General features: G+C 36.1%; 17 protein-coding genes. 1 reads left to right on the top strand and 16 read right to left on the bottom strand.

Translation table 11 applies throughout. From position 1 onward, the window contains the following. Nucleotides 1–18: 18 nt before the first annotated feature. From N0M92_RS03295 to N0M92_RS03230, 14 genes are all read right to left on the bottom strand, one after another. A complete protein-coding gene (locus N0M92_RS03295) occupies nucleotides 19–966 on the bottom strand; it encodes a transketolase family protein (RefSeq protein ID WP_260284444.1) in 948 nt (315 codons plus the stop codon). A gap of 1 nt (nucleotide 967) precedes the next feature. Further along, nucleotides 968–1,792: a transketolase gene (locus N0M92_RS03290; protein WP_076367514.1), complete on the bottom strand. Its 825-nt coding sequence runs from the start codon at nucleotides 1,790–1,792 to the stop codon at nucleotides 968–970. A 268-nt stretch (nucleotides 1,793–2,060) separates the two neighbouring features. Then, on the bottom strand, nucleotides 2,061–2,816 hold the full coding sequence (locus N0M92_RS03285) for an IclR family transcriptional regulator (protein WP_260284443.1): 756 nt from the start codon (nucleotides 2,814–2,816) through the stop codon (nucleotides 2,061–2,063). Between the two features lie 165 nt (nucleotides 2,817–2,981). Next, nucleotides 2,982–4,364, bottom strand: coding sequence for an allantoinase AllB (allB, locus tag N0M92_RS03280; RefSeq protein ID WP_260284442.1), 1,383 nt, complete (start codon nucleotides 4,362–4,364; stop codon nucleotides 2,982–2,984). A gap of 133 nt (nucleotides 4,365–4,497) precedes the next feature. Then, complete coding sequence (locus N0M92_RS03275) at nucleotides 4,498–5,895, bottom strand: NCS1 family transporter (RefSeq protein WP_260284441.1); 1,398 nt, start codon at nucleotides 5,893–5,895, stop codon at nucleotides 4,498–4,500. 373 nt (nucleotides 5,896–6,268) lie between these two features. Continuing rightward, nucleotides 6,269–6,934: a GntR family transcriptional regulator gene (locus tag N0M92_RS03270; protein ID WP_260284440.1), complete on the bottom strand. Its 666-nt coding sequence runs from the start codon at nucleotides 6,932–6,934 to the stop codon at nucleotides 6,269–6,271. Between the two features lie 614 nt (nucleotides 6,935–7,548). Next, entirely contained in the window at nucleotides 7,549–8,079 is a 531-nt protein-coding gene (tpx, locus tag N0M92_RS03265) for a thiol peroxidase (RefSeq protein ID WP_260284439.1), read from the bottom strand. A 149-nt stretch (nucleotides 8,080–8,228) separates the two neighbouring features. Continuing rightward, nucleotides 8,229–9,146 (bottom strand): class II fructose-bisphosphate aldolase, encoded by a 918-nt coding sequence (locus N0M92_RS03260; RefSeq protein ID WP_260284438.1) that lies wholly within the window; start codon nucleotides 9,144–9,146, stop codon nucleotides 8,229–8,231. A 324-nt stretch (nucleotides 9,147–9,470) separates the two neighbouring features. Next, complete coding sequence (locus N0M92_RS03255) at nucleotides 9,471–10,775, bottom strand: MFS transporter (protein WP_260284437.1); 1,305 nt, start codon at nucleotides 10,773–10,775, stop codon at nucleotides 9,471–9,473. A gap of 944 nt (nucleotides 10,776–11,719) precedes the next feature. Continuing rightward, nucleotides 11,720–11,860, bottom strand: a complete 141-nt coding sequence (locus N0M92_RS03250) for a hypothetical protein (RefSeq protein WP_155727232.1) — start codon at nucleotides 11,858–11,860, stop codon at nucleotides 11,720–11,722. A 410-nt stretch (nucleotides 11,861–12,270) separates the two neighbouring features. After that, entirely contained in the window at nucleotides 12,271–13,182 is a 912-nt protein-coding gene (locus tag N0M92_RS03245; RefSeq protein ID WP_260284436.1) for a carbon-nitrogen hydrolase, read from the bottom strand. 31 nt (nucleotides 13,183–13,213) lie between these two features. Next, a complete protein-coding gene (locus N0M92_RS03240) occupies nucleotides 13,214–14,839 on the bottom strand; it encodes an amidohydrolase (RefSeq protein ID WP_260284435.1) in 1,626 nt (541 codons plus the stop codon). A 28-nt stretch (nucleotides 14,840–14,867) separates the two neighbouring features. After that, on the bottom strand, nucleotides 14,868–16,223 hold the full coding sequence (locus tag N0M92_RS03235) for an APC family permease (RefSeq protein WP_260284434.1): 1,356 nt from the start codon (nucleotides 16,221–16,223) through the stop codon (nucleotides 14,868–14,870). A gap of 216 nt (nucleotides 16,224–16,439) precedes the next feature. Continuing rightward, the gene (locus tag N0M92_RS03230) at nucleotides 16,440–16,694 is read right to left on the bottom strand and encodes a GntR family transcriptional regulator (protein ID WP_260284433.1); all 255 of its coding nucleotides are present in this window, start codon (nucleotides 16,692–16,694) and stop codon (nucleotides 16,440–16,442) included. 1,010 nt (nucleotides 16,695–17,704) lie between these two features. On the opposite strand from N0M92_RS03230, the gene N0M92_RS03225 reads away from it, so the two are divergent. Beyond that, nucleotides 17,705–19,162 (top strand): S8 family serine peptidase, encoded by a 1,458-nt coding sequence (locus N0M92_RS03225; protein ID WP_260284432.1) that lies wholly within the window; start codon nucleotides 17,705–17,707, stop codon nucleotides 19,160–19,162. A gap of 368 nt (nucleotides 19,163–19,530) precedes the next feature. On the opposite strand, the gene N0M92_RS29305 is transcribed toward N0M92_RS03225, so the two are convergent. Both N0M92_RS29305 and N0M92_RS29300 read right to left on the bottom strand, forming a co-directional pair. Continuing rightward, nucleotides 19,531–19,824: a hypothetical protein gene (locus N0M92_RS29305; protein ID WP_311202510.1), complete on the bottom strand. Its 294-nt coding sequence runs from the start codon at nucleotides 19,822–19,824 to the stop codon at nucleotides 19,531–19,533. 41 nt (nucleotides 19,825–19,865) lie between these two features. Next, nucleotides 19,866–20,000 carry a hypothetical protein gene (locus N0M92_RS29300; protein ID WP_311202509.1) on the bottom strand — a complete coding sequence of 45 codons (135 nt, stop codon included), beginning with the start codon at nucleotides 19,998–20,000 and terminating at the stop codon, nucleotides 19,866–19,868. Nucleotides 20,001–20,785 lie beyond the last annotated feature (785 nt).

Below are 20,785 nucleotides of genomic sequence, written 5' to 3'. Positions count from 1 at the left end.
CATTATCTAAAAATGTGATTAGCTAGTTACTCTATGCCCTAATAATTCAGTTGCAGTAGATACAATACGGTGTGCTCTTAATTCAAAGAAATCAAGTAATTCATCCATTTTTCCCGAAACTCCAAAACGGTCATTTGTACCGATTCTTCTTAATTTAGCTGGTTGGTTTTCTGATAATACTTCAGCAACTGCACTACCTAATCCACCTATAATTGAATGCTCTTCAACTGTGATAACATGCTTTGTTTTCGCAGCAGATGCAATAATGGCTTCTTTATCAATAGGTTTGATTGTATGAATGTGTAAAAGTTCAGCTCTTACACCTTGCTTTTCTAATTCACCTACTGCTTTTAGTGATTCATCAAGCATTATCCCCGTACTGATGATTGTAATATCTGATCCTTCACGGTAATTTATTGCTTTACCTATTTTGAATGGTTCTTCCTTTTTTGTAACAATCGGTACTGGTAATTTGCCAACACGCAGGTAAATAGGTCCGTCATGGTAATAAGCTGCTTCTACTGCTTTTTCCATTTCAACCGCATCTGCTGGTACGATTACAGTCATACGTGGAAGTGAGCGCATTAAAGAAATATCTTCAAGCGGTAAATGTGTTGCACCTTCTTGAGCAGCTGAAGTACCAGCGTTATGACCGACAATTTTCACATTGTTATTTGAATAACATACAGAAATTCTCATTTGATCAAATGCGCGCCCAGTCAGGAAGTTTGCATAAGCATTCGCAAATGGTACTTTACCTGCCACTGCCATACCAGCTGCAGTACCCACTAAATCACATTCCGAAATACCGATGTTGAAAAAGCGTTCTGGAAATCTATTTTTATATAGATTTGTCATATTTGATTTTGCGCAGTCCGCGTCAAGTACCACTAAATTGTCATGCTTTTCTCCCAGTCTAATCAGTGCATCAGCAAAACCTTTACGTGGTGCTTCTTGATTTGCCATCTTAAGCCAACTCCTTTAAAGCGATTTCTAATTGCTCATCATTTGGAGCCATTCCATGCCAATCATGTGTATCTTCCATAAATGAAACTCCCTTACCTTTAACCGTATGAGCTAGAATTGCAGTAGGTCTACCTTTAGTGCGTTTAGCTTCTTTATACGCTTCATTAACTGCATTAATATCATGACCATCAATTTCAACAACGTGCCAACCGAAAGCTCTAAATTTATCACCAAGATTTTTTACACCTTTTACATTTTCAACAAAATCATCAAGCTGAATTTTGTTCCAGTCGATAATCGCACAAACGTTATCAAGATTGTAATGTGCAGTTGTCATTGCCGCTTCCCATACTTGACCTTCTTGTAATTCCCCATCACCAATCATGCAATATGATCTTCTATTGCTACCATCTAGTTTTGCAATTAGTCCAACACCATTAGCTACTGATAATCCTTGACCAAGTGATCCTGAAGATATGTCTACACCTGGAATATGCTCTCCACATGGATGTCCATGTAACCTACCGTCAACATCCCTGAATGTCATTAACTCTTCAACTGGGAAGAAACCTTTTTCAGCTAATACTGAATAAAATACAGGTGTACAATGACCCTTAGATAGGAAGAAACAATCTCGGTCTTGCCAATCTGGGTTGTTAGGGTCAACATTCATGTGCTCAAAAAATAGCACGGACATTAGTTCAGTTGCTGATAAAGAACCACCGGGATGACCACTTCCTGCATGGTTCGTCATCTTAACTATGTGCCGGCGAATTGTTTTCGTTAGATTATTATAAAATTTGCTTTTCTCTTTAGAAAAATCCACTATTACTCCTCCTCTTAGTTTCGTAATAAGCAACACAGTTTCATTTAATAATTAAAAAAATATGCATCCTGTTGCTTATTAACTAACCATGTTTCTTATTTTGATATTATCACCGTTTTTTGAATATTTCAAGTATTTTTGTCAATAATTTTTTTATAAAAATTCTTTGAAGGACAAAAGATCAGAGTGCCCATTCGAAGGTAAACTTGAATCAATAAATTGCCACAAAAAAAGAATTGGTCTGATACCAATTCTTTTTTCACATTATTTAATTTTCTGTGTAACCAAGCCTTTTGGAAATCTTTTTACCAATATCCATTATAATTGGTTTAATTTCAGTTAATCTTTCTTCAGTCATTCGGATGCTTGGTCCTGAAATACTAACGGCAGCAGTAATTTTCTTCCGATTATCAAAAATTGGCGCTGCAATACAGGTGATTCCTTGTTCATTTTCTTCAACTTCTCTACCAATACCTTCGTTCCTTATTTTCCCCAATTCTTTAAAAAAAGATTCTTTATCTGTAATCGTTTGTTCAGTATGCTTTGGTAAACCATGCTTATCAATTATATCTACGATCTCATTTAATGGCAGATGGGCTAAGATTACCTTCCCGACTGCCGTACAATGCATTGGGGCCCGTCTTCCTACTTGTGAATGTGTTCTAAGGGTTTCACTTCCCTCAAGTTTTTCAATATAGATTACCTCTCCTTGATCATATACGGTCAAGTGGATCACTTCATTAATATGTGATTCTAACTCTTCCAGAAAAGGTTTAGCTTGAGTTCTCAAGTCAATAGATTCAAGCAGCATCGAACTTAATTCTAAATATTTATAGCCTAATCTATATTTTTTAGTTTCAGGATTTTGTTCGATGAATCCATGATCTACAAGAGTACTTAATAATCTGAATATAGAGCTTTTATTTAAATCTAGATTGGAGGCAAGCTCAGTAACCCCAATCCCTTCTTTACGCTTGCTTACTAATGAAATAATTGTTAACGCCCTATCCACTGACTTAACCATTTGCATTACCCTCCGATTAAATCCTATATTACTGATCCTGTTTCTTATCTTACCACAATAGCAATCCCCAAACATAATACCATTCAAAAAATAAAACAAAAAGAAGGTATGACGCCATCAAGAGCAACTTAAGTGCCCTTTTAGGTCAACCTTCTTTAGAGAATTTTATGCTTTTACGAAACTACTTTTTGCTGAAATAAACTTCCCGATTGGCTGACCTACAATCCCTTTCTCAAAATCAAATACTAGTTGTCCCCTTACAAACGTTTTCGTCACTCGACAGTTAATCTTTCTTCCAACATAAGGGCTTTGTTGATGACGGTAATACAAATCTTCTGGCTTAACGGTGTACGATTTATTTGGATCAAGGAGAATGATATCAGCGTCATAGGAAACTTTAATACTTCCCTTATTTCTTAAGTTAAATATTTCTGCAGGCTTTGTCGCAATCATCTTTGAAAATTCACTTACAGAAACCCCTCGATTCTTAACAGCCTCGTCAAACATTAAATCAACATTATTTTGGCAGCCACTAATCCCTCCCCACACATCAAACATATTATTTGTGTTGCTCCGCTTCATATCAGGAGGACATGGGGAATGGTCTGATGTCAGGATATCAATTTTCCCCTCCTTAAGAGCTTCCCATAATTTATCTTGTTCTGTTTTAGAACGAAGCGGCGGAGCGCATTTCGCAACAGGTCCTATCTTTTCAAAGGTTTCCGTATCTAACATGAAATAGTGAGGACACGATTCTATCGTAACCTCTTGGCCTTGTTTACGTGCTTTAAGGATTTCTTCAACAGCCTCTACACTACTAATATGAACGAAATGTAATTTACATCCAGTCTCTTTACCTAATAACAAAGCACGTTTTACAGCATCAACCTCAGTAAAAATCGGTCGGGACTCGACATAATCTCTTGCTGTTGTCTTCCCTTGTTTTTTCTTTTCAATTGCCAGTTTATCAGTAAGCTCCGCATTCTCGGCATGTATAGATAAAATATGCCTCAATTCCGATAGTTTTTTCATACCTTGATATAGAGTAAAATCATCAACATTTTTAAAATCTCCAATTTCCTCACTACCACATGTTGCCATAAAACATTTGAAGGCCACAACACCTTCGTTAGAAAGGTCCTCTAAATCTTCGAGATTATCAGGAACTAATCCACCATACAAAGCATAATCAACATACGCCTTATTTTCAGCAGATTTTAATTTTAAATGCAGTGAACTCTTTGTAGTCGTTGCCGGCAAAGCGTTTAATGGCATATCAACAAATGATGTTGTCCCCCCTGCAGCTAGTGCTTGAGTTCCTGTTACAAAACCTTCCCACTCCGTTCTTCCTGGCTCGCAAATATGGACATGGGCATCTATCATCCCAGGCATGACATATTGATGAGAAGCATCTATAATTTCAGCAGATTCTCCGACTATTTCTTTTGAAATTTCTGCAATTTCACCATTAAGTATACCGATATCTAGTTGTTCTACTGTATGTTCAATTACTACATTTCCGTTCTTTATAATTAAATCAAACTTCATTCTTCCAACCCCTTTTTCAAAATTTTCCGTATATTAACATTACTCAACCACCTTGTTTATTTCATCCTCAGATTGCATCAATCCAATATAAATAGACAGAGTGAATGACCCCTGGAAACCTAGAAATACAGGTTTACTTTTCAAAAATAGTACCCTTTTTGAATTTTGAATCTTTAAATGCAAATTTCATCAAAAGCAAATATGCAATACCTGCCACAAAAACACCGATAATCCATGCCAGCTCCACTTTCATGAAGGCTGCTCCGGCGCCGATAAGCAATGCAAGCACCGCTGCCGGATTATACCCGGCAAATGGACCGTCTTCCTTATACAAATCTGCAACATTTACTTTTTGCTTTCTTAATATATAATATTCGACTAATAATATAGAAACAATAGGACCTAAAAATGCGGAATATATAAGGATGAAAATACCAAGACCCTTTGCCGAAGAATCCTGTACAAGAACCCAAGGGAATGAGCAAAATGCAAGCAGTCCGGTTATGGTAACTGCAGGTTTATATTTCATTTTTGTAAGCAGGGTAATAACATAGGTTGGCGGAATAATATTGGCAACCATGTTTACTGCAACTGCACCCATAACAATAAATGCGGATACAAAGAGTGTAATATAAGAGTTATCCACCACTACCGCAAACGCTTTCACAGGGTTGTTGATGCCGGTTGCGGAAGCAAGCATTCCACCGATTGCAAGTGTCAAGCCGTACGCTATTAATATAGGAAGAAAGTACAAAAACCCGCGTTTTGCGTCGCTAATACCAGATTTTAGCTCTCTTGAATAATCCGCTGCACTTAAAAAGATAGCCGCATAATTCCCCATAAACATCATTATCAATGCAAAGAAAGGTAAGCCCCATGATCCTTCTGCATGAACCCATTTTTCTGCAATAACCTCGCTATGGGAAGTTAGTAGAACGCCAAATACATAGAGAAGCGCTAATACAATAACAATAGACGCAAGCGTTTCCACCCATTTAATGGCATGGAATCCATACAGCGAAAGCCCAATTTGCACCAACTGTAGCACCACAAAGCAAATGGCAACATTATCAAAGGCGCCACCCGTAATAATCTTCGCAATTTCATTTAAGGCAGTACCGCCAATCCAACTTTGAAAACCGTACCAAACGATGGCGGGAATACCGCGCATCAGTGATGATATTACGGAACCTTTCAGCCCAAAGGACATTCTAAGCTGTACTACATATGGTATTCCCGTTCTGTATCCGAGCCTGTCATTTAAAGCAAAAACAGTTGAAATGATACCAATTGCCATGATAGCTGCGGCAAATGTCTGAAAGATGTTTAACGTAGCGATTCCCGCTACAATCATACTAGCTCCAAGCGTCATATTACCTAGATTAACACCGTCTCCAACCCACATAAAAATATAGTTTAACGGACTTACCGTCCTACCTTCCTCGGTTTTCGGATTAAGTGATTCATCCACACCCGTATCATGTTGGATCTGCGTTTCTTTTGGAACGTAACTTTTTAAATTTGTAGACATGATACATCCAACCCCTTTTTTATTGTTTTCCGCATTTCTTACATATGCATTGGTTAACAAGTTAGGTCTTAGATGTTTGCCAAGGCTATGATATGATGCAATCTTTCTTCTAAGTGTTCTTTTCTGTTCTTCATTCACAGGAATTAAAATACGAATTTTTTTTGATAAAGTACTATTTCCCATCGATCCTCCACCATCTTATTGCATTTGACTCGAGGTATCGTCGCATATTAAGCAACAGTGTTTCTTGAAAATCGAAAAAAAAAATAACATGACAACTACATTACGTTTGAAAATGATTTCGATGGACTGTATCACCTCCTTAAAAAGTTTAATAGTAAGCGCTTTCAATGAATCGTATATCAATTTACAATTAAAGAAATATATCTGACAAGGAAGACGAGATCTGTAATTCCCCATTAAAATGAAGATTCGACTCAATTTCACTAAGATGAATAAGAGATAAGCGTTCTGCAAGATCACCATCCCTTTGCTTAATAGCATTAAAAATTTGCAAATGATCGTGAGAACCACATGTTTCCATTTTACCTCTTCCATAGATTGCTATGATCACATAAGTTAGGGAAATTAAGTCTTCAAGATATTGATAAAAATACGAATTCCCTGCGATTTCAGCTATTTTTAAATGAAAATCCCCAGACACTTTTAAAGATTCATAAAAATCTAGACTACCATAAATATGTCGTTCTTCTTTAACCAGAGTCTCTAGCTCTTGTAATTGTTCCTCGTTAAAGAGTCTGCATGCTCTTCGCACTGCCTCCCCTTCTAAAATTCTCCTCATTTCAAATACTTCTTTTGCTTCTTCAATTGTTGAACACGAGACAAAGGTACCTTTATGCTCTTTAATTTTCACTAATTTTTCATATTCCAATCTGCGCAGAACATTTCGAACAGGGGTACGGCTTACCCCAAACGATTCAGCAAGATCCTTTTCTATTAGCTGCATATTTGGCCGAAGCTTTTGCTGGATAATAGCTTGCTTGATTTTATTATAGATATCCATTTCTAAACTATTCAACACTTTATACCTCCCCTCAATGAAGAATTCAAAATTGAATGCAGTATTGTATACAATATTGGGTAAAAAAATATTTAAAATTGGATAATGATAGAATCCTAATTTTATACAACCTGGTCATTTAGATTAAGTTCTTTAACATACTTCAATCTATCTGTTTTCAAGTAACATTGCCAAAATTTAAAAGTCTAGCTGCCCCCTTTTCGTCCTTTAATAAGCAACAGCGTTTCGGTAAGTGAGTAAAATATAGCATTTTATTCTATATTTAGTAAATTATTTGCATTTTTATACTATCACCACTATCTTAGTTTTTCAACAAAAAAATCATAAAATTCAGAATACTACCAACTCCTTTTTAACAAAAATTAATTTAAACTTTAACCCCATTCCTTTAAGGTAATAACAACTTTTTTGTCTCAATGTTTGTACCTCGCCACCCCATTAATAAAACCATTAGTAGAAGAGGCTGTCCTTTTGTGAGGCAGCCTTTCTATTTTGGGATTAGAATAAAATAAACTGAGAAAAAAGATTTTATTGCAATAAACATTTTACTTCTTAGGATTAATGAAAAATAATATACGTCCTTTAAGCATAGTGTATATTGCTTACTGAAATCACTTTTTAACTTTTATTAATGACTTAATTGCTTCTATAGCTGCTTCATAGTGTGGATGTTCCGTAATTTCCGGAACGTATTCAACATACTGTACGACATCCTTTTCATCTACAACGAATACTGCACGGCATTCTAAACGATGTTCCTTTATATATGTGCCATAAGCTGTTCCAAATGACATCTTAAAATGATCTGAAAGGGTTTTGGCTTGTTCTATTCCTGCTGCTCCACACCATCTTTTTTGTGCAAATGGAAGATCTGCACTAATTGTTAACACTTCTACATCATTTCCTAGATTGCTAGCTGATTGGTTAAATTTCCGTGTTTGTGCGTCACATACTCCTGTATCAAGTGAGGGAACACATGAAATAAGGCGGACTTTCCCTTTTGAATCTTCAAGTGTAACTTTTGAGAGATCGTTTGCTAATACTTCAAAATTTGGCGCTTTATCACCAACACGAATTTCACTCCCAATCAACGTAACTGGATTACCTGCAAAGGTTACTAAACTAGACCTTTCTATAGACATATTATTTTTCCTCCTATTACCTTAGCAATTCTTCTAAAAAAGTTATCTTCGACGATAATTAGTATAGCCATCCATTATGTGGTTAAAGAGTTTATCTTATGTGACTAAAATAAGGGGGTATAGTTCAAAGTTAGTATAATATTACTTCCTTAAACATAATAAGAAGCGCTATCGCTACTTATCAAAAAGTTTTCAATTTTTTCCTTTACTACGTTCTGAACTGCGTTTTGGACTAAAGTTAATGTTTCAGTTGGTAGTTCCGACCACTCTTTTTCTGTAACATACTTTTCTCGATTAAGTGTTTTTATCATCATATGTTCTATATCTGTTGCAATATTCACTTTACTAATTCCGCCATTAGGAATTTGAATTGCATTCCTAATCATCTCTGAAGGAGTGCCTGAACCGCCATGTAACACTAAAGGTACAGATGTTAATGCACGAATTTCTATTAAACGTTCAATATCAATTCTTGGATTTTTAACAAGATAAACACCATGTGAAGTTCCGACAGAAACCGCCAATGCATCAATACCTGTCTCTTCAACAAACTGTTTTGCTTCTTTAGGCTCTGTAAATAGCTCTTCATCAACGTCGGTTTCAATAAAGTCGGTTGTCCCTATCTTGCCTAATTCAGCTTCAACAGTTACGCCTCTTGAATGTGCATACTCAACAACCTTTTTTGTTATCTCAATATTTTTCTTGAATGGTTGCTCTGATGCATCAATCATAACAGATGTAAAACCAACTTCGATGGCTTCAGCAATTACATTGAAATCCTTCGTATGATCTAAATGTAACACGGCAGGGATCGTAATATTCTCCTCTTGGATCGCACGATAAAACTCTCGGCTAAATCCCGCTAATCTAATTCCGTATCGTTCCTGCTCTCTCTCAGAAGTTTGAACAATAACCGCAGATTTCTTTTCTTGGGCCGCTCTAAGTATAGGAGTTACCATTTTTGTAGCTCTAGGAGTAAACGAACCGACAGCAAATTGATTTTGCGTAGCTACTGCAAGTACCTTTGTTAATGAACTAACATTGCTTGGTTTTAAATTTACTTTCATTCATTCAAACTCCCTTTAAAATGATTTAATTTATTTCGTTTATTCACACCCTTTCTGTTACCTAATAAGCAACGGTGTTCCTTTTTAATTTTAATTACTTTTCTGAAAATTACAACACTTTTTTTCCTCTTTCTTACCAAATATCTGAAAAAAAAGCGTCTGCATTGTGTAGATTATACAATTTTCAGTCATGATTTCACTGAAATTAAAAAGCGCCTGCCATCTGACAGCCGCTTATCAAGGGTAAACATCATTTTAATTATATTGCTATTCTCAGCATAACTGAATGAACCCATTTACTTACTGATGAATTTGCAATTCAAATTAAGCTTCTACTATTGTTTCTGAATTCAATGAATTTTCTTTTTTTGTATTATTGCCAATCGTAAGGGCAATAATTGCTGCTACAATAATTGCTGCAATCATTAATATGAAAGATGAATTGTAAGAACCACCGCTGCTTTCAATCATATATCCCATTAAAAACGGGGCGATAAATCCTGCAATTGATCCGAAACAGTTAACAGTAGATGAGCCTGCAGCCATTATTTTCGCAGGAAGTGTGTCAACAACCAGACCCCAGAATGCTCCTTGAGCTAAGAACATGAAGAATGCTGCAACACATTGATATGTAATGACCATTGCAGTGGAAGAAGCTTGAAGCATCAATAATAATGCTAAACCACCAATTACAGCATTAGGGATAAACACCCATTTTCTTTTTCCTTTTACTTTATCTGACAAGTACCCACCAAGAACAATTGAGACTGTACCAACTAGATACGGTAAGGCACTGAAAATACCAGTATCCATTAAAGAAAGTCCTCTAACATTTATCAGATAAGATGGAAGCCAAGAAGTAAATCCCCAGAAAGTAATATCAAAGAAGAACCAAATAAGCGCCATTTGCCATAAAATAGGCTTTCTTAAAAGTTCCTTAAAGGAAACTCCAGATTTCTTTTCTTCTTTCGAATTTTCTGTCTCACTGTCTTCTTCTAATTCTGCAAGCTCTTCTTTCGTCATTTTAGGATGATCTTTCGGATTATCTTTGAATTTAAACCAGATATACAGACCGATTATAGTGCCCGGAATACCCATTACGATAAACACTGCACGCCATCCAAATGCCGCAATAATTGCTGCCGCAGCAATAGCAGCAAGCGCCGGTCCTAACGTATTAACCGTTGACTGAATTCCTGTGGCCGTCCCGCGTTGCTTACTAGGAAAGTAATTAGCTATTCCTTTGTAAGCAGCACCTGGTAAACATGCCTCACCTAAACCGAATACGAATCGAATAATTAACATAAGTGGATAAGAAAAAATTAAGCCAGTCAATGATGTGAAAATTGACCACCATACAATCGCAATGCTCATTACACGACGAAAGCCAAATTTATCTGATAACATCCCGCCCGGTATTTGGAACAGTGCATAACCTGCAAAGAAAATACTTAACAATAACCCTTGAGCTGTCGCCGTTAGATTTAGATCTTCACCAATAAAAGGCAATGCAATAGTGATAACCATTCGATCAAGGAAAGAAAACAGCCAACATAACCATAATACAAATAAGACAGTATAACGAACTTTCCATTTAAATTTCTTATTCATCTGAAGTTGTTTGTTCATTAATCAAAAACCTCCTGAATGATTTCATTTATATGCTAAATACACTGGACATTACCCACTGAACTTTCATACAAGCGCTTACAATTCCACCACCCAAAAAATAAATCATTAGCATTTTTACATCGACATAACTTTTATTTGTGCTGTTAAGCTGATTTTAGAAATTATTTTCCGTCAAATTTTTCTATAGTTCGATATCGATGAAGCGCTTTCAAATTATCTCTCACCCCTTCATAAATAGATTTGAATAATATTAAAACTGAAGAAGTAATCAATGGTTGCCGTTCCCTAATAAGCAACGTCGTTTCTTTCTATTGCCGAAAAATCTTTTATAAAAAGGATTATTGGCTATGTCGTTATGCATAACAATCATTGTGCTGATTTTTGATGTTTTAAGGTAGATAGTATGACTGGATGCTTGGATGATATAAATAGAGGAGATATTTTTGCTTTTAAATAAGGAATCGTTTAATTTTACCAATCCCCTTAGACTTTATTTCCTATATAGATTCTCTTCAATCCTTCCTTATTGTTTTTTGTTGCTTATTAAGAAACGAAGTTTCACCATAATTCCAATATTATCTTATTTATAATATTCTTACCTGAAATGAATTCTAACATGTGCATGGATTCATTTCAAGAAAATTCTGAATTTTATATTCTTACTTACTAAAGTTTAATACACAGCTTTTTTCCTTCATAATAATGTAATAGTAATTGATATTTTATTGTTTTGATTTTACAAGAAAATTGCCGGTAATCCAAAAAGATTGTTCTTACTTCCTATCATTTTCGTTAGTCAATTTATCCTACTAATTAAAAATAGCCTCTTAAAACACATGACAAAACCCCACCTGTTCCCAATGGCAACTGGTGGGGTTTCTAACTGGCTTCTACATCTACATCAACCGGGAGATCCATCTTGTGCAATCACGTCCTTTCATTTAAACGGCTAATTTACTGTATTCATCCAACTGATCTTTGGTTAAATTTTTGATGAAGTGATCGAAGTTTATCGACTCGATTTCGTACCTTTCACAAATCTTTAAATAACTTTCATAGGCTTTATCCTGAATGTTCATCATCTTGACTCCTCCTCCTGTTATATAACAATAAATTTAACTTATTAATAATATATAACAACCGCAATTTTCCGTCAATATATTTTTCTGAAAATTCGGTAACATTTTCATTCTCTTAGTATTTCCCACATTGTTCTTCTCTAACCGTCTCACTTAACAAAAAGTAGTACGTTAGGTGTTAAATACCGCCTTCTTTTAATTTCTGCTTTTTTGCTCAAAAAAAGAAGCTGCCTTAAAGACAGCTCCGATCTAAATTAACCTTATGGAAGGCCAATGTATACCCGACTTTGAGAAGAAGGATACTGCCTTATTTACGATATGGTAAGCGTAAAATAAGCAGTAATCCCTACATTGAAAACAAATTTAGCTTGATGGATATATGATGTACCTGATAAGGAAAAACACCTGCTTTATTATTTATTGATTAACTGAACAGTGCTTTGTTCGCTCCTTTTTTTGAAGGAGATGGGGTTTTGAAGTATTTCTTTTTGTAAAATAGGGCCGTATGTATCGACACGACGGTCTCTAAAGAATTGCAGGATTTTTCTAGTCTCTTCTATCTCTTTTAAATCAATTTCCTGCACAATAATTCCTTCTTCATCATCAAGTGAAGCTAAAATATTCCCTAATGTATCGCTAATGAATGAACCACCGTAAAAATTCATGTCCTTTTCCTGGCCCACACGATTTGTTGCAGCAACAAATACACCATTCGAAATGCCATGAGCGGAAATTGCCTTTTCCCAGGATGATCTTGTCGATATCTCGGGATGATCTGGCTCTGAACCAATAGCGGAAGGATAGAATAATATCTCTGCACCTTGTAAGCTCAAAATTCGCGCAACTTCTGGATACCACTCGTCCCAACAAATCCCGACTCCTATTTTTCCATAAGCCGTTTCATAGACAGGATACCCAGTATTGCCTGGAACGAAATAATATTTTTCATGATACTGGGGACCATCCGGAATATGATTTTTTCTTGTAATCCCTAAACATTCTCCATCAGCATCAAATACAGCTGCACTATTAAAATAAATACCAGCACCTGCTCTTTCGTAAAAAGGTACAATCAAGACAATTGCTAATTCCTTTGCTAATTCACCCATTTCGGCTAATGTACCGCTATCTACATCTTCAGCTAAATCATAATTTTTCACACTGACCGTTTGCGGAAAATATTGAGAAGAAAATAATTCCTGTAAACAAACGATTTGTGCACCTTTATTTACTGTTTCTTTTATTTTCTCTATCGTTTTTTGAATATTTTGCTCAATGAATTCTCCACAATGAATTTGGACAAGACCAACTTTTACTTTTGACATCTTCTCACTTCCTCACTTTTATTTTTTTATCTTATACAGTTTGGACGACCGGGTTTTCATATACGATTTTTCCATCCATGATCGTCATCTTCACTTCTGTTTCAAGAATTTCCTTTGTTGATATGCTAAATAAATTTTTATTCAATACAGCGATATCCGCTATCTTCCCTGCTTCCAATGTGCCTAATTCATTTTCTCTAAATGACCCGTATGCCGGTATGGCCGTGTAGTATTTTAACGCTTGTGCCAATGTTACTCCTTCCGACTCTTGCCACGCCTTCCCGGTTAAATCTTTTCTCGTGATTGCCTGATAAATGCCCATCATGGGATTAAGGGGCACTACAGGAAAATCTGTACCAAAGGCAATTTTAGCACCAGTATCCACTAGTGTTTTGATCGGATAATAGAGAGGTTGCTGTGTTTCACTGATTCTGGCTGTATATGCCTCACTTTCCATTAATTCAATGTGTTTAGGTTGAAAGGAAGCGATTACATCCAATTCCTTAAAGCGATGAACATCATCCGGATGCAATACCTCCACATGTTCAATGACATGTCTAGCATCTCTTTCTCCATTTACGTTTCTCGCTTCTTCAAATGCATCCAATGCTAAACGGACTGCACCGTTACCAATAGCATGAAAACGAATTTGAAAATTTTCCTTATCTGCCTTTTTTACTAATTGTTTAATTGTTTCGGCTGGATAAGTGGTTCCGCCTTTTGTATCTGGACGGTCTTTGTAAGGATCCAATAAAAAAGCAGTATGACTTGTCACAACACCATCTATAAATTGTTTTAATCCAGAAAAGGTGAGCTTGTCTGACTGATAATTTGTTTGTAATTGCTTTGCGGCAGCTAAATCCATTTTTAACTCCGGCGAAAAGTGAATTCTGGTTGTAAGTAACCCTTCTCTCTCAAATCCCTTAAAAATTTCAAGATCATCTAATGGATTTGGCGCAATTTTAGCTCCATATAAATCATTAACAGATGTGATTCCCAATCTTTTTGTTTCATTAAGGAAACCTTGGAATAGGCTTACACGTTTATCTTTCGGTAATTTGTATGCATGTTCCGATGCATACCCAATTGCCTGTTCAAATAGAAGGCCTGTCAGTTCCCCATTTTCATCTTTTCCAATTTCCCCATATTCCGGATCTGGGGTATCCTTCGTTAATTGAATCATTTCCATCGCTTTACTATTGATCCATGCGTAATGCACTTCTGCATTGAATAATAAAACAGGGCGATCACTAATATATTTATCTAGTGTTGTCCTATGTGGCAGTACTTTGTTCTTCCAATTGGTATGATCCCAACCCACGCCGAATATCCACTCATCATTTGGTCTCGTTTCTGCAAATTCACCTACTATTTTGGCTGCATCCTCTTCTGAAGCTGCATCAAATAATTTGGCACTGTCCTTTTGTAAAATGCTTCCCATCATAATGTGCATATGAAAATCATGAAATCCCGGAATAATTAGTCCGTCTTCCATGTCATACACTTTCGTTTCACTTCCAAGGAATGACATTATATCTTCTTTAGAACCGATTTTAATAATTTTATTACCTTTTATAGCGATAGCTGCTTTTATTGGCTCATCTTGTAACCCAGTGAATACATGTTGACCAGAAAGAATGATGTCTGCACTTACCATTTTTTGTCCTCCTTAATGAATATAGCTTTTATGCTTGAATTTCTTTTTCAATCGCACTATCAATAGAAAGCTCTGGTGGCCGCTTACTAAACATTTTCGTATTAGAAAGGAGCATGAAGAAACCAATTCCTAACCATCCCAGTCCGAGTAAAAGCGCCTTTGAATCAAGACTGGTCCATAACCAAATTGTGAAACCAGTACCAATCAGCGGCAAAATCAGGTACTTTAGTGTGTTAATCCCGCTTCGTTGTTTTTCTCTAATGAAATAATGGGAAATAACTGAAAGATTAACAAATGTAAAGGCAACGAGCGCCCCAAAGTTAATAAAGGATGAGGCTGTCACTAAATCAATAAATAACGCAGATAAAGCAAAAATGCCCACTAAGATGATGTTGTGTGTTGGAGTTTGAAATTTTGGATGAATATGACCAAAAATTCTCTTTGGAAGAACCCCATCTCTCCCCATCGCATACAAAAGTCGCGAAACACTTGCATGAGCTGATAAACCAGACGCCAGCCCCCCGGTAATATAACCTGCCAGAAAAATAGATTGAAATAAATTACCCCCGATATACATAGCAATTTCCAAGGAAGCGGAATCTGGATCTTTAAAGGCTTGGAAATTTGGGTAAATAAGGTGACTGATGTATGAGATGGTGACAAACAGACCACCCCCTATTAATGCGACGAGGAAAATAGCCTTTGGTATTATTTTTTTCGGATTAATGGTTTCCTCTGAAAATGTGGTAACAGCATCAAATCCTAAAAAAGATAAACACAAAATGGAAGATCCCGCTAATACTAAAGATAGTGGTATATCTCCATTCACAAATGGGGAACTCATGAATAATGTTCCTGAGCCCATCCCGTTAAGTAACCCTTTAATCGAGAGGAATGTAAAAATAACTATTATTAAGAATTGACAGGCAACTAATAATAGATTTATTTTTGTTGCTATTTTCACTCCAATTATATTTACAGTGGTGATTAAAATGACAAAGGTAATTAACCAGAAGGAAAAAGGAACGGAAGGAAAATATGCGTTTAAGTAAATGGCGATCAGTAATCCATTGATCATTGGCAAAAATAAATAGTCCAATAGGATAACCCAGCCTACCAAAAACCCAAGGTGAGGATTAAAAGCCTTTTGAGTGAATGTATATGCAGAACCGGCAACAGGGTAGGCCTTAACCATTTGACCATAACTATAAGCTGTAAATAACATACCAACTAAAGCTATGATATAAGCAGCAGGCACCATCCCTTTCGTTATTTCCGCAACAACCCCATAAGTAGAAAAAACTGTTGTAGGTGCCATATAAGCCAATCCAAATAGCACTAAAGGAAACACTGTTAACGAACGTCTTAATTTTGCATTCTCCATGTATCACTCCACCCTTATTCGTGATTAATTAACTAATATGCAAATACCATACCAAGCGGAGATTGATTATTTAATGGTTTAATTATCTGTATATTATCAATAATTAAAACATAGTGACTATTTAATAAATTACTAGTTTTATGCAATATTGCATCAATTAATTATGATTGCATAATAGTCATTAGCTACGATGATGTCTCACCGTGTATTCTTGGTTCATACGAATAAGGTTCCAAATAAGCTACGTGCCGTAAAACAATTAAGGTTCGCTGTTAAGCTGTTAAATTGTTTCTTGAAATCTTGAATAGCTGCCCTTACAGGCGTTCTTGAAGTATTTAACCCTTCCGCTAATTGAACTTTTGTAAATACTTCATCACCGGTAATGCCACCAAATACAATCGCTTTTTTAATTTGCTTATAAACTATCTGCGTGGTTCTTTCCTTTTCGATTGGTAAATGGATTCCTGCCATGTTAATCCGTCCTTTTTGATAAGTCTTTTCATATGAATAATTGGAATCTATATGATTAGTTAATTATGTATACATAAAACTCAAAACATAAGTCAATAATATTTTTTATACTTTTCAAACCAACCTATACCAAGAATCGACTTTAAAAAAATCCGCTATTGACGGCTATCATTTGGAACTAACTCAAGGTTCTAATGTTTGGTCAATTAATACAAATAACCTTGATAAATAGAAAGAGCATGTTTTGAAAAAAGATTAATCAAAACATGCTCTTAACATATTCAATTGAATGATACTTTTATATAAAAGAAGTTTGATCATTTTCCATACTTCTTAAAGAAATAACCCACCCGTAGTTGAAGAGAAAATTATTTATATTTACTCATTGCTTGTCCTTACTCCACTTATATGGAATTCCCGACCATTTATATAACGGAATAATCAAGAACATGATAAAACTGACCATTATGTTATCAATCCAATTAACCTCTTTGTTAGCAATAAATTTCCAAACGGTTAATACTACAAAATACATTAAGAGAAACCTGATGCTTTGCTTAAACATAATATCGCCGATTTCATTCAGATTTTTTCTGCAAATATCTGTTATTCTTCTATCCTGCCCCTCGAGTTCCATAAGAAATGAGCTGCTAATAAGCTCCTGATAATGAATGAAGTAAAGCACCCGCTACTTGAATTAGAAATTTAATTAGCTTTTCTTGGTCTTCTTAAACAATAAAAAACATCCAACACCTAAAATAGACGCTATACCTCCGAAAACAATAACTTGATATATCATATCCCCTAACCTGACCTGTTCCCCTATTAAAAAATACATTCCCCTATCTATATACAAGATTTTTCAAAAATAAAAGGTTTCAACTGATAGTTTGATAAGAAAAAGAGCTGCCAATTTCAATAATATGAGATTTATTAGAAAAACTTGGAATTTGAGTTATTGTATATTAAGATAGTATAGATGAATATTTCCCATATATAGGAGGAGACATATGAAAAAGAAAATTCTACATACGGTACTTTCGATTGCAGTAGGAGCAGGGATATTGTCCGTTGGCGGTGTTCCTATCCAAGCTAAGAGTCAAAATCAAGAGATGAAAAACACATACGCAATAGCTTTTAAAAATGGATTACCAGAGAATTATCAAGAGGTAATACGGAAAGCTGGTGGTAAAATAACCAAAGTTCTTCCCGAAGTTGGAGGTATAGAAGCTCAATCTGACGAGCCTTCTTTTCTTAAAAACCTAAAAGGTAATTCTTCAATAGAAGCTGCTAACAGAGAAATTCCCCTAACCATAGACAAAACAGAAGTCAGCCCTTATAACCATGAGTCTAGTATCATCAGCCAGCAAGATTCAGAAAGTTATTGGGACTCCCAATGGGATATCCAAAGGGTGACCAACGACGGGAAATCATATGATTTAGAAACAGGCGGATATAAAAATAAAGATGGTAGTATTACTCATAAAGCAGTGGTTGGAGTGATTGATACTGGAATTGATGAGTCTCATCCTGACTTAAAGAATAATATAATAGGTGGTCGTAATCTTGTTCCTGCTGGAATGGATGAATCTGAAACAGGTGATCCTACCGATATAAAAGATCGCAATGGGCATGGTACTCATGTTGCCGGGATCATTGGAGCAAATGGTAAAGTAAAAGGTGTAGGACCAGATTTAGGAATCCGATCCTATCGCGTATTATACTCAGAGCAAGCCCTTGGATTACCAGCTTGGATTATAGATGGAATTATTGCAGCAACAAATGACAAGGTAGATGTTATTAATATGTCTCTTCGTTTCTATAATAATACTAAAATGACAATTGAGGGAGAAAGTTATAAATCAGTCGCTGAAACGTTACTTTGGAAAAGAGCTATTCAATATGCAGTAAAGAATGGAGTAACTGTAGTAGCCGGTAGTGGTAATGAAAGTTTAAATTTAGATGACAAGAAGGAAGTAAACGAATTTTTAAATAAAATGTATGAACCATATGGAATGAGCGTGAAAGGGCCTGCAACTGTAGTACCAGCACAAATGCCAGGAGTTATTAATGTGTCTGCCTCCACAAGCTGGTCAACTCAACAGCTTGCTTTCTACTCTAATTATGGGAACAGTGCTATTGACGTGGCAGCTCCTGGAGGAGATTATGGGCGTAAATATGCAGAAACCAATGATCCTGCGGCGGCTGATCCAAGTAACTTAATCCTAAGTACATGGCCTACCTATTTAGGTACTTCATATGAGTTTAATGCTGGTACTTCCATGGCCACTCCTCAAGTAGCTGGAATTGCAGGAGTTATTAAGGCAGCCCACCCAGAGTATAAACCTGCCCAAGTAACAGCACGTGTTAAGCAAACAGCTCTTGACTATGGAAAGAAAGGACAAGATGCTTTATTTGGTTCAGGAGAAGCAAATGCTTATAGAGCATTAGAAAATATAAAGAAGTAGCTTATGTTTCTAAATAAGATGAAATATTAAAACTACAAGAAAAGAAAATCATCTTTTCAAAAGGCTCTTTTTGTAAAGATTGTTGTTTTTAAAAAGAAACGATTTAACGTTGATTGGAGCGCAAGTGCGAGACTCCTGCGGGAGCAGCGGGACAGGTGAGACCCCACTGGCGTTTACGCCGAGGAGGCTCACCGCCCGCCCGCGGAAAGCGAGCATCTGGAGGGGAAATCAAACACACCGCTTTACTTGGTAAATAGCAACAAAGTATGCGAAAACAGCCTTTCAAAATAAAGATGGAGGCCACTGATTAGGTGAGTGGCCTCCATCTTTAACTCTTGCACCCGTTCGTTCTATAAATTCAACAAACATTATACATTTCTCTGCCGATACGCTTCCCTCTCCCTCTCAATCTGGGCAAGGTGTCCTCGAACATGCTCAACACGGAATTCCAGCAATTGCTTAAATGTGCACCGATTTGCCTCGTCATATACTCCCACCCGCTCGCTTTGTTGATTTGTCAGATGGTCCAGAATGGGCTGCATACTGGAACTCAGCAATTGGAACAGGAGCAAATACTGTTCAAGGTCCATCGGATCATCCCCTAAGCCATTCGCCCCTCCATTTTGGTCAAACGAAAGCAGAAGTGGCTCCTGCTCTGCCAAGACTTTTTTCAGCCGATGTGTAGAAAAGACCTCAGCATCCGTCACTTGGATGGGAATTTGATGGATGCTCCACTTGTCCGGTGCGTGCTTGAACGAAGCTCCTCCTCCGCTAATCCTTCGATTGCTTTCCGAATCATTGCGTATCCACGACCATACTCTTCAATTAACGCGTCCATTTATGTCCCACCTTTTCTTATTCAACTAATCTGTCCCAATAGTTCTATAAGATTTATCATGTTTATAACCGGTTAAACATTTCTGATTGGATGCTGTCAGGCTCCTACTATTGCTGTACTAATTCTAAAATGCTTTCTATATTTTAGCTTTAGTAACAAAGGAAAAATTTTAAAAACCAAAAACCTTCTTATAAGTACTATTTATGAGTTATGGTGCTTTATCAGCTATGATTAACGCCTGCTTGTTTGGTCTGGTTTTAAGTGTATATCACAAAAAAGATATTATACTGATGAAGAAAATATGAGGTACTGTAGCTCATATTCTTTTTTCTGAAGAAACTTGGAATGGGCAAACCTGAACCCCCACAGCGTAAATAAAAAGAATCATTTTGAAAATAGATTGATTGAAATGGATTCTTTTCTTGCGATACAGTATACAGTTTTTATAAAATAATTTGATTATTTTTAGTAATCGTTAAAAAACTAACGCACAGCTTAAGCATTACATTGTATAAAATGTTTATAGATTGAAGAAAAATCAACTTACCGGAAGTTCAAGCATTAGTAAAAAGGTAATTCTGCTGAATTACCTTTTTTAAGTTTCGTTGTTCACTTTGCGGTAGTCGAGCTAGGAAACCCTTTATAACCTTTTCACCCGATATTTACGTTGTTCCATGGATTATATCCACCATTCCCCCTCGATTACGAAGTGCGAATAATAAGAGAGCTATTAAATTAAAAGAAATGAAAAAACGGAATTAGAACATTCCATAAAGGGGTTGATC

It is taken from the genome of Peribacillus aracenensis (genome assembly GCF_025175645.1).
In the GTDB taxonomy this organism is placed as follows: Bacteria; Bacillota; Bacilli; order Bacillales; family DSM-1321; genus Peribacillus; species Peribacillus aracenensis.
Note: the sequence above shows the minus strand (reverse complement) of the source record. Positions and strands in the feature narration are given on the sequence as shown.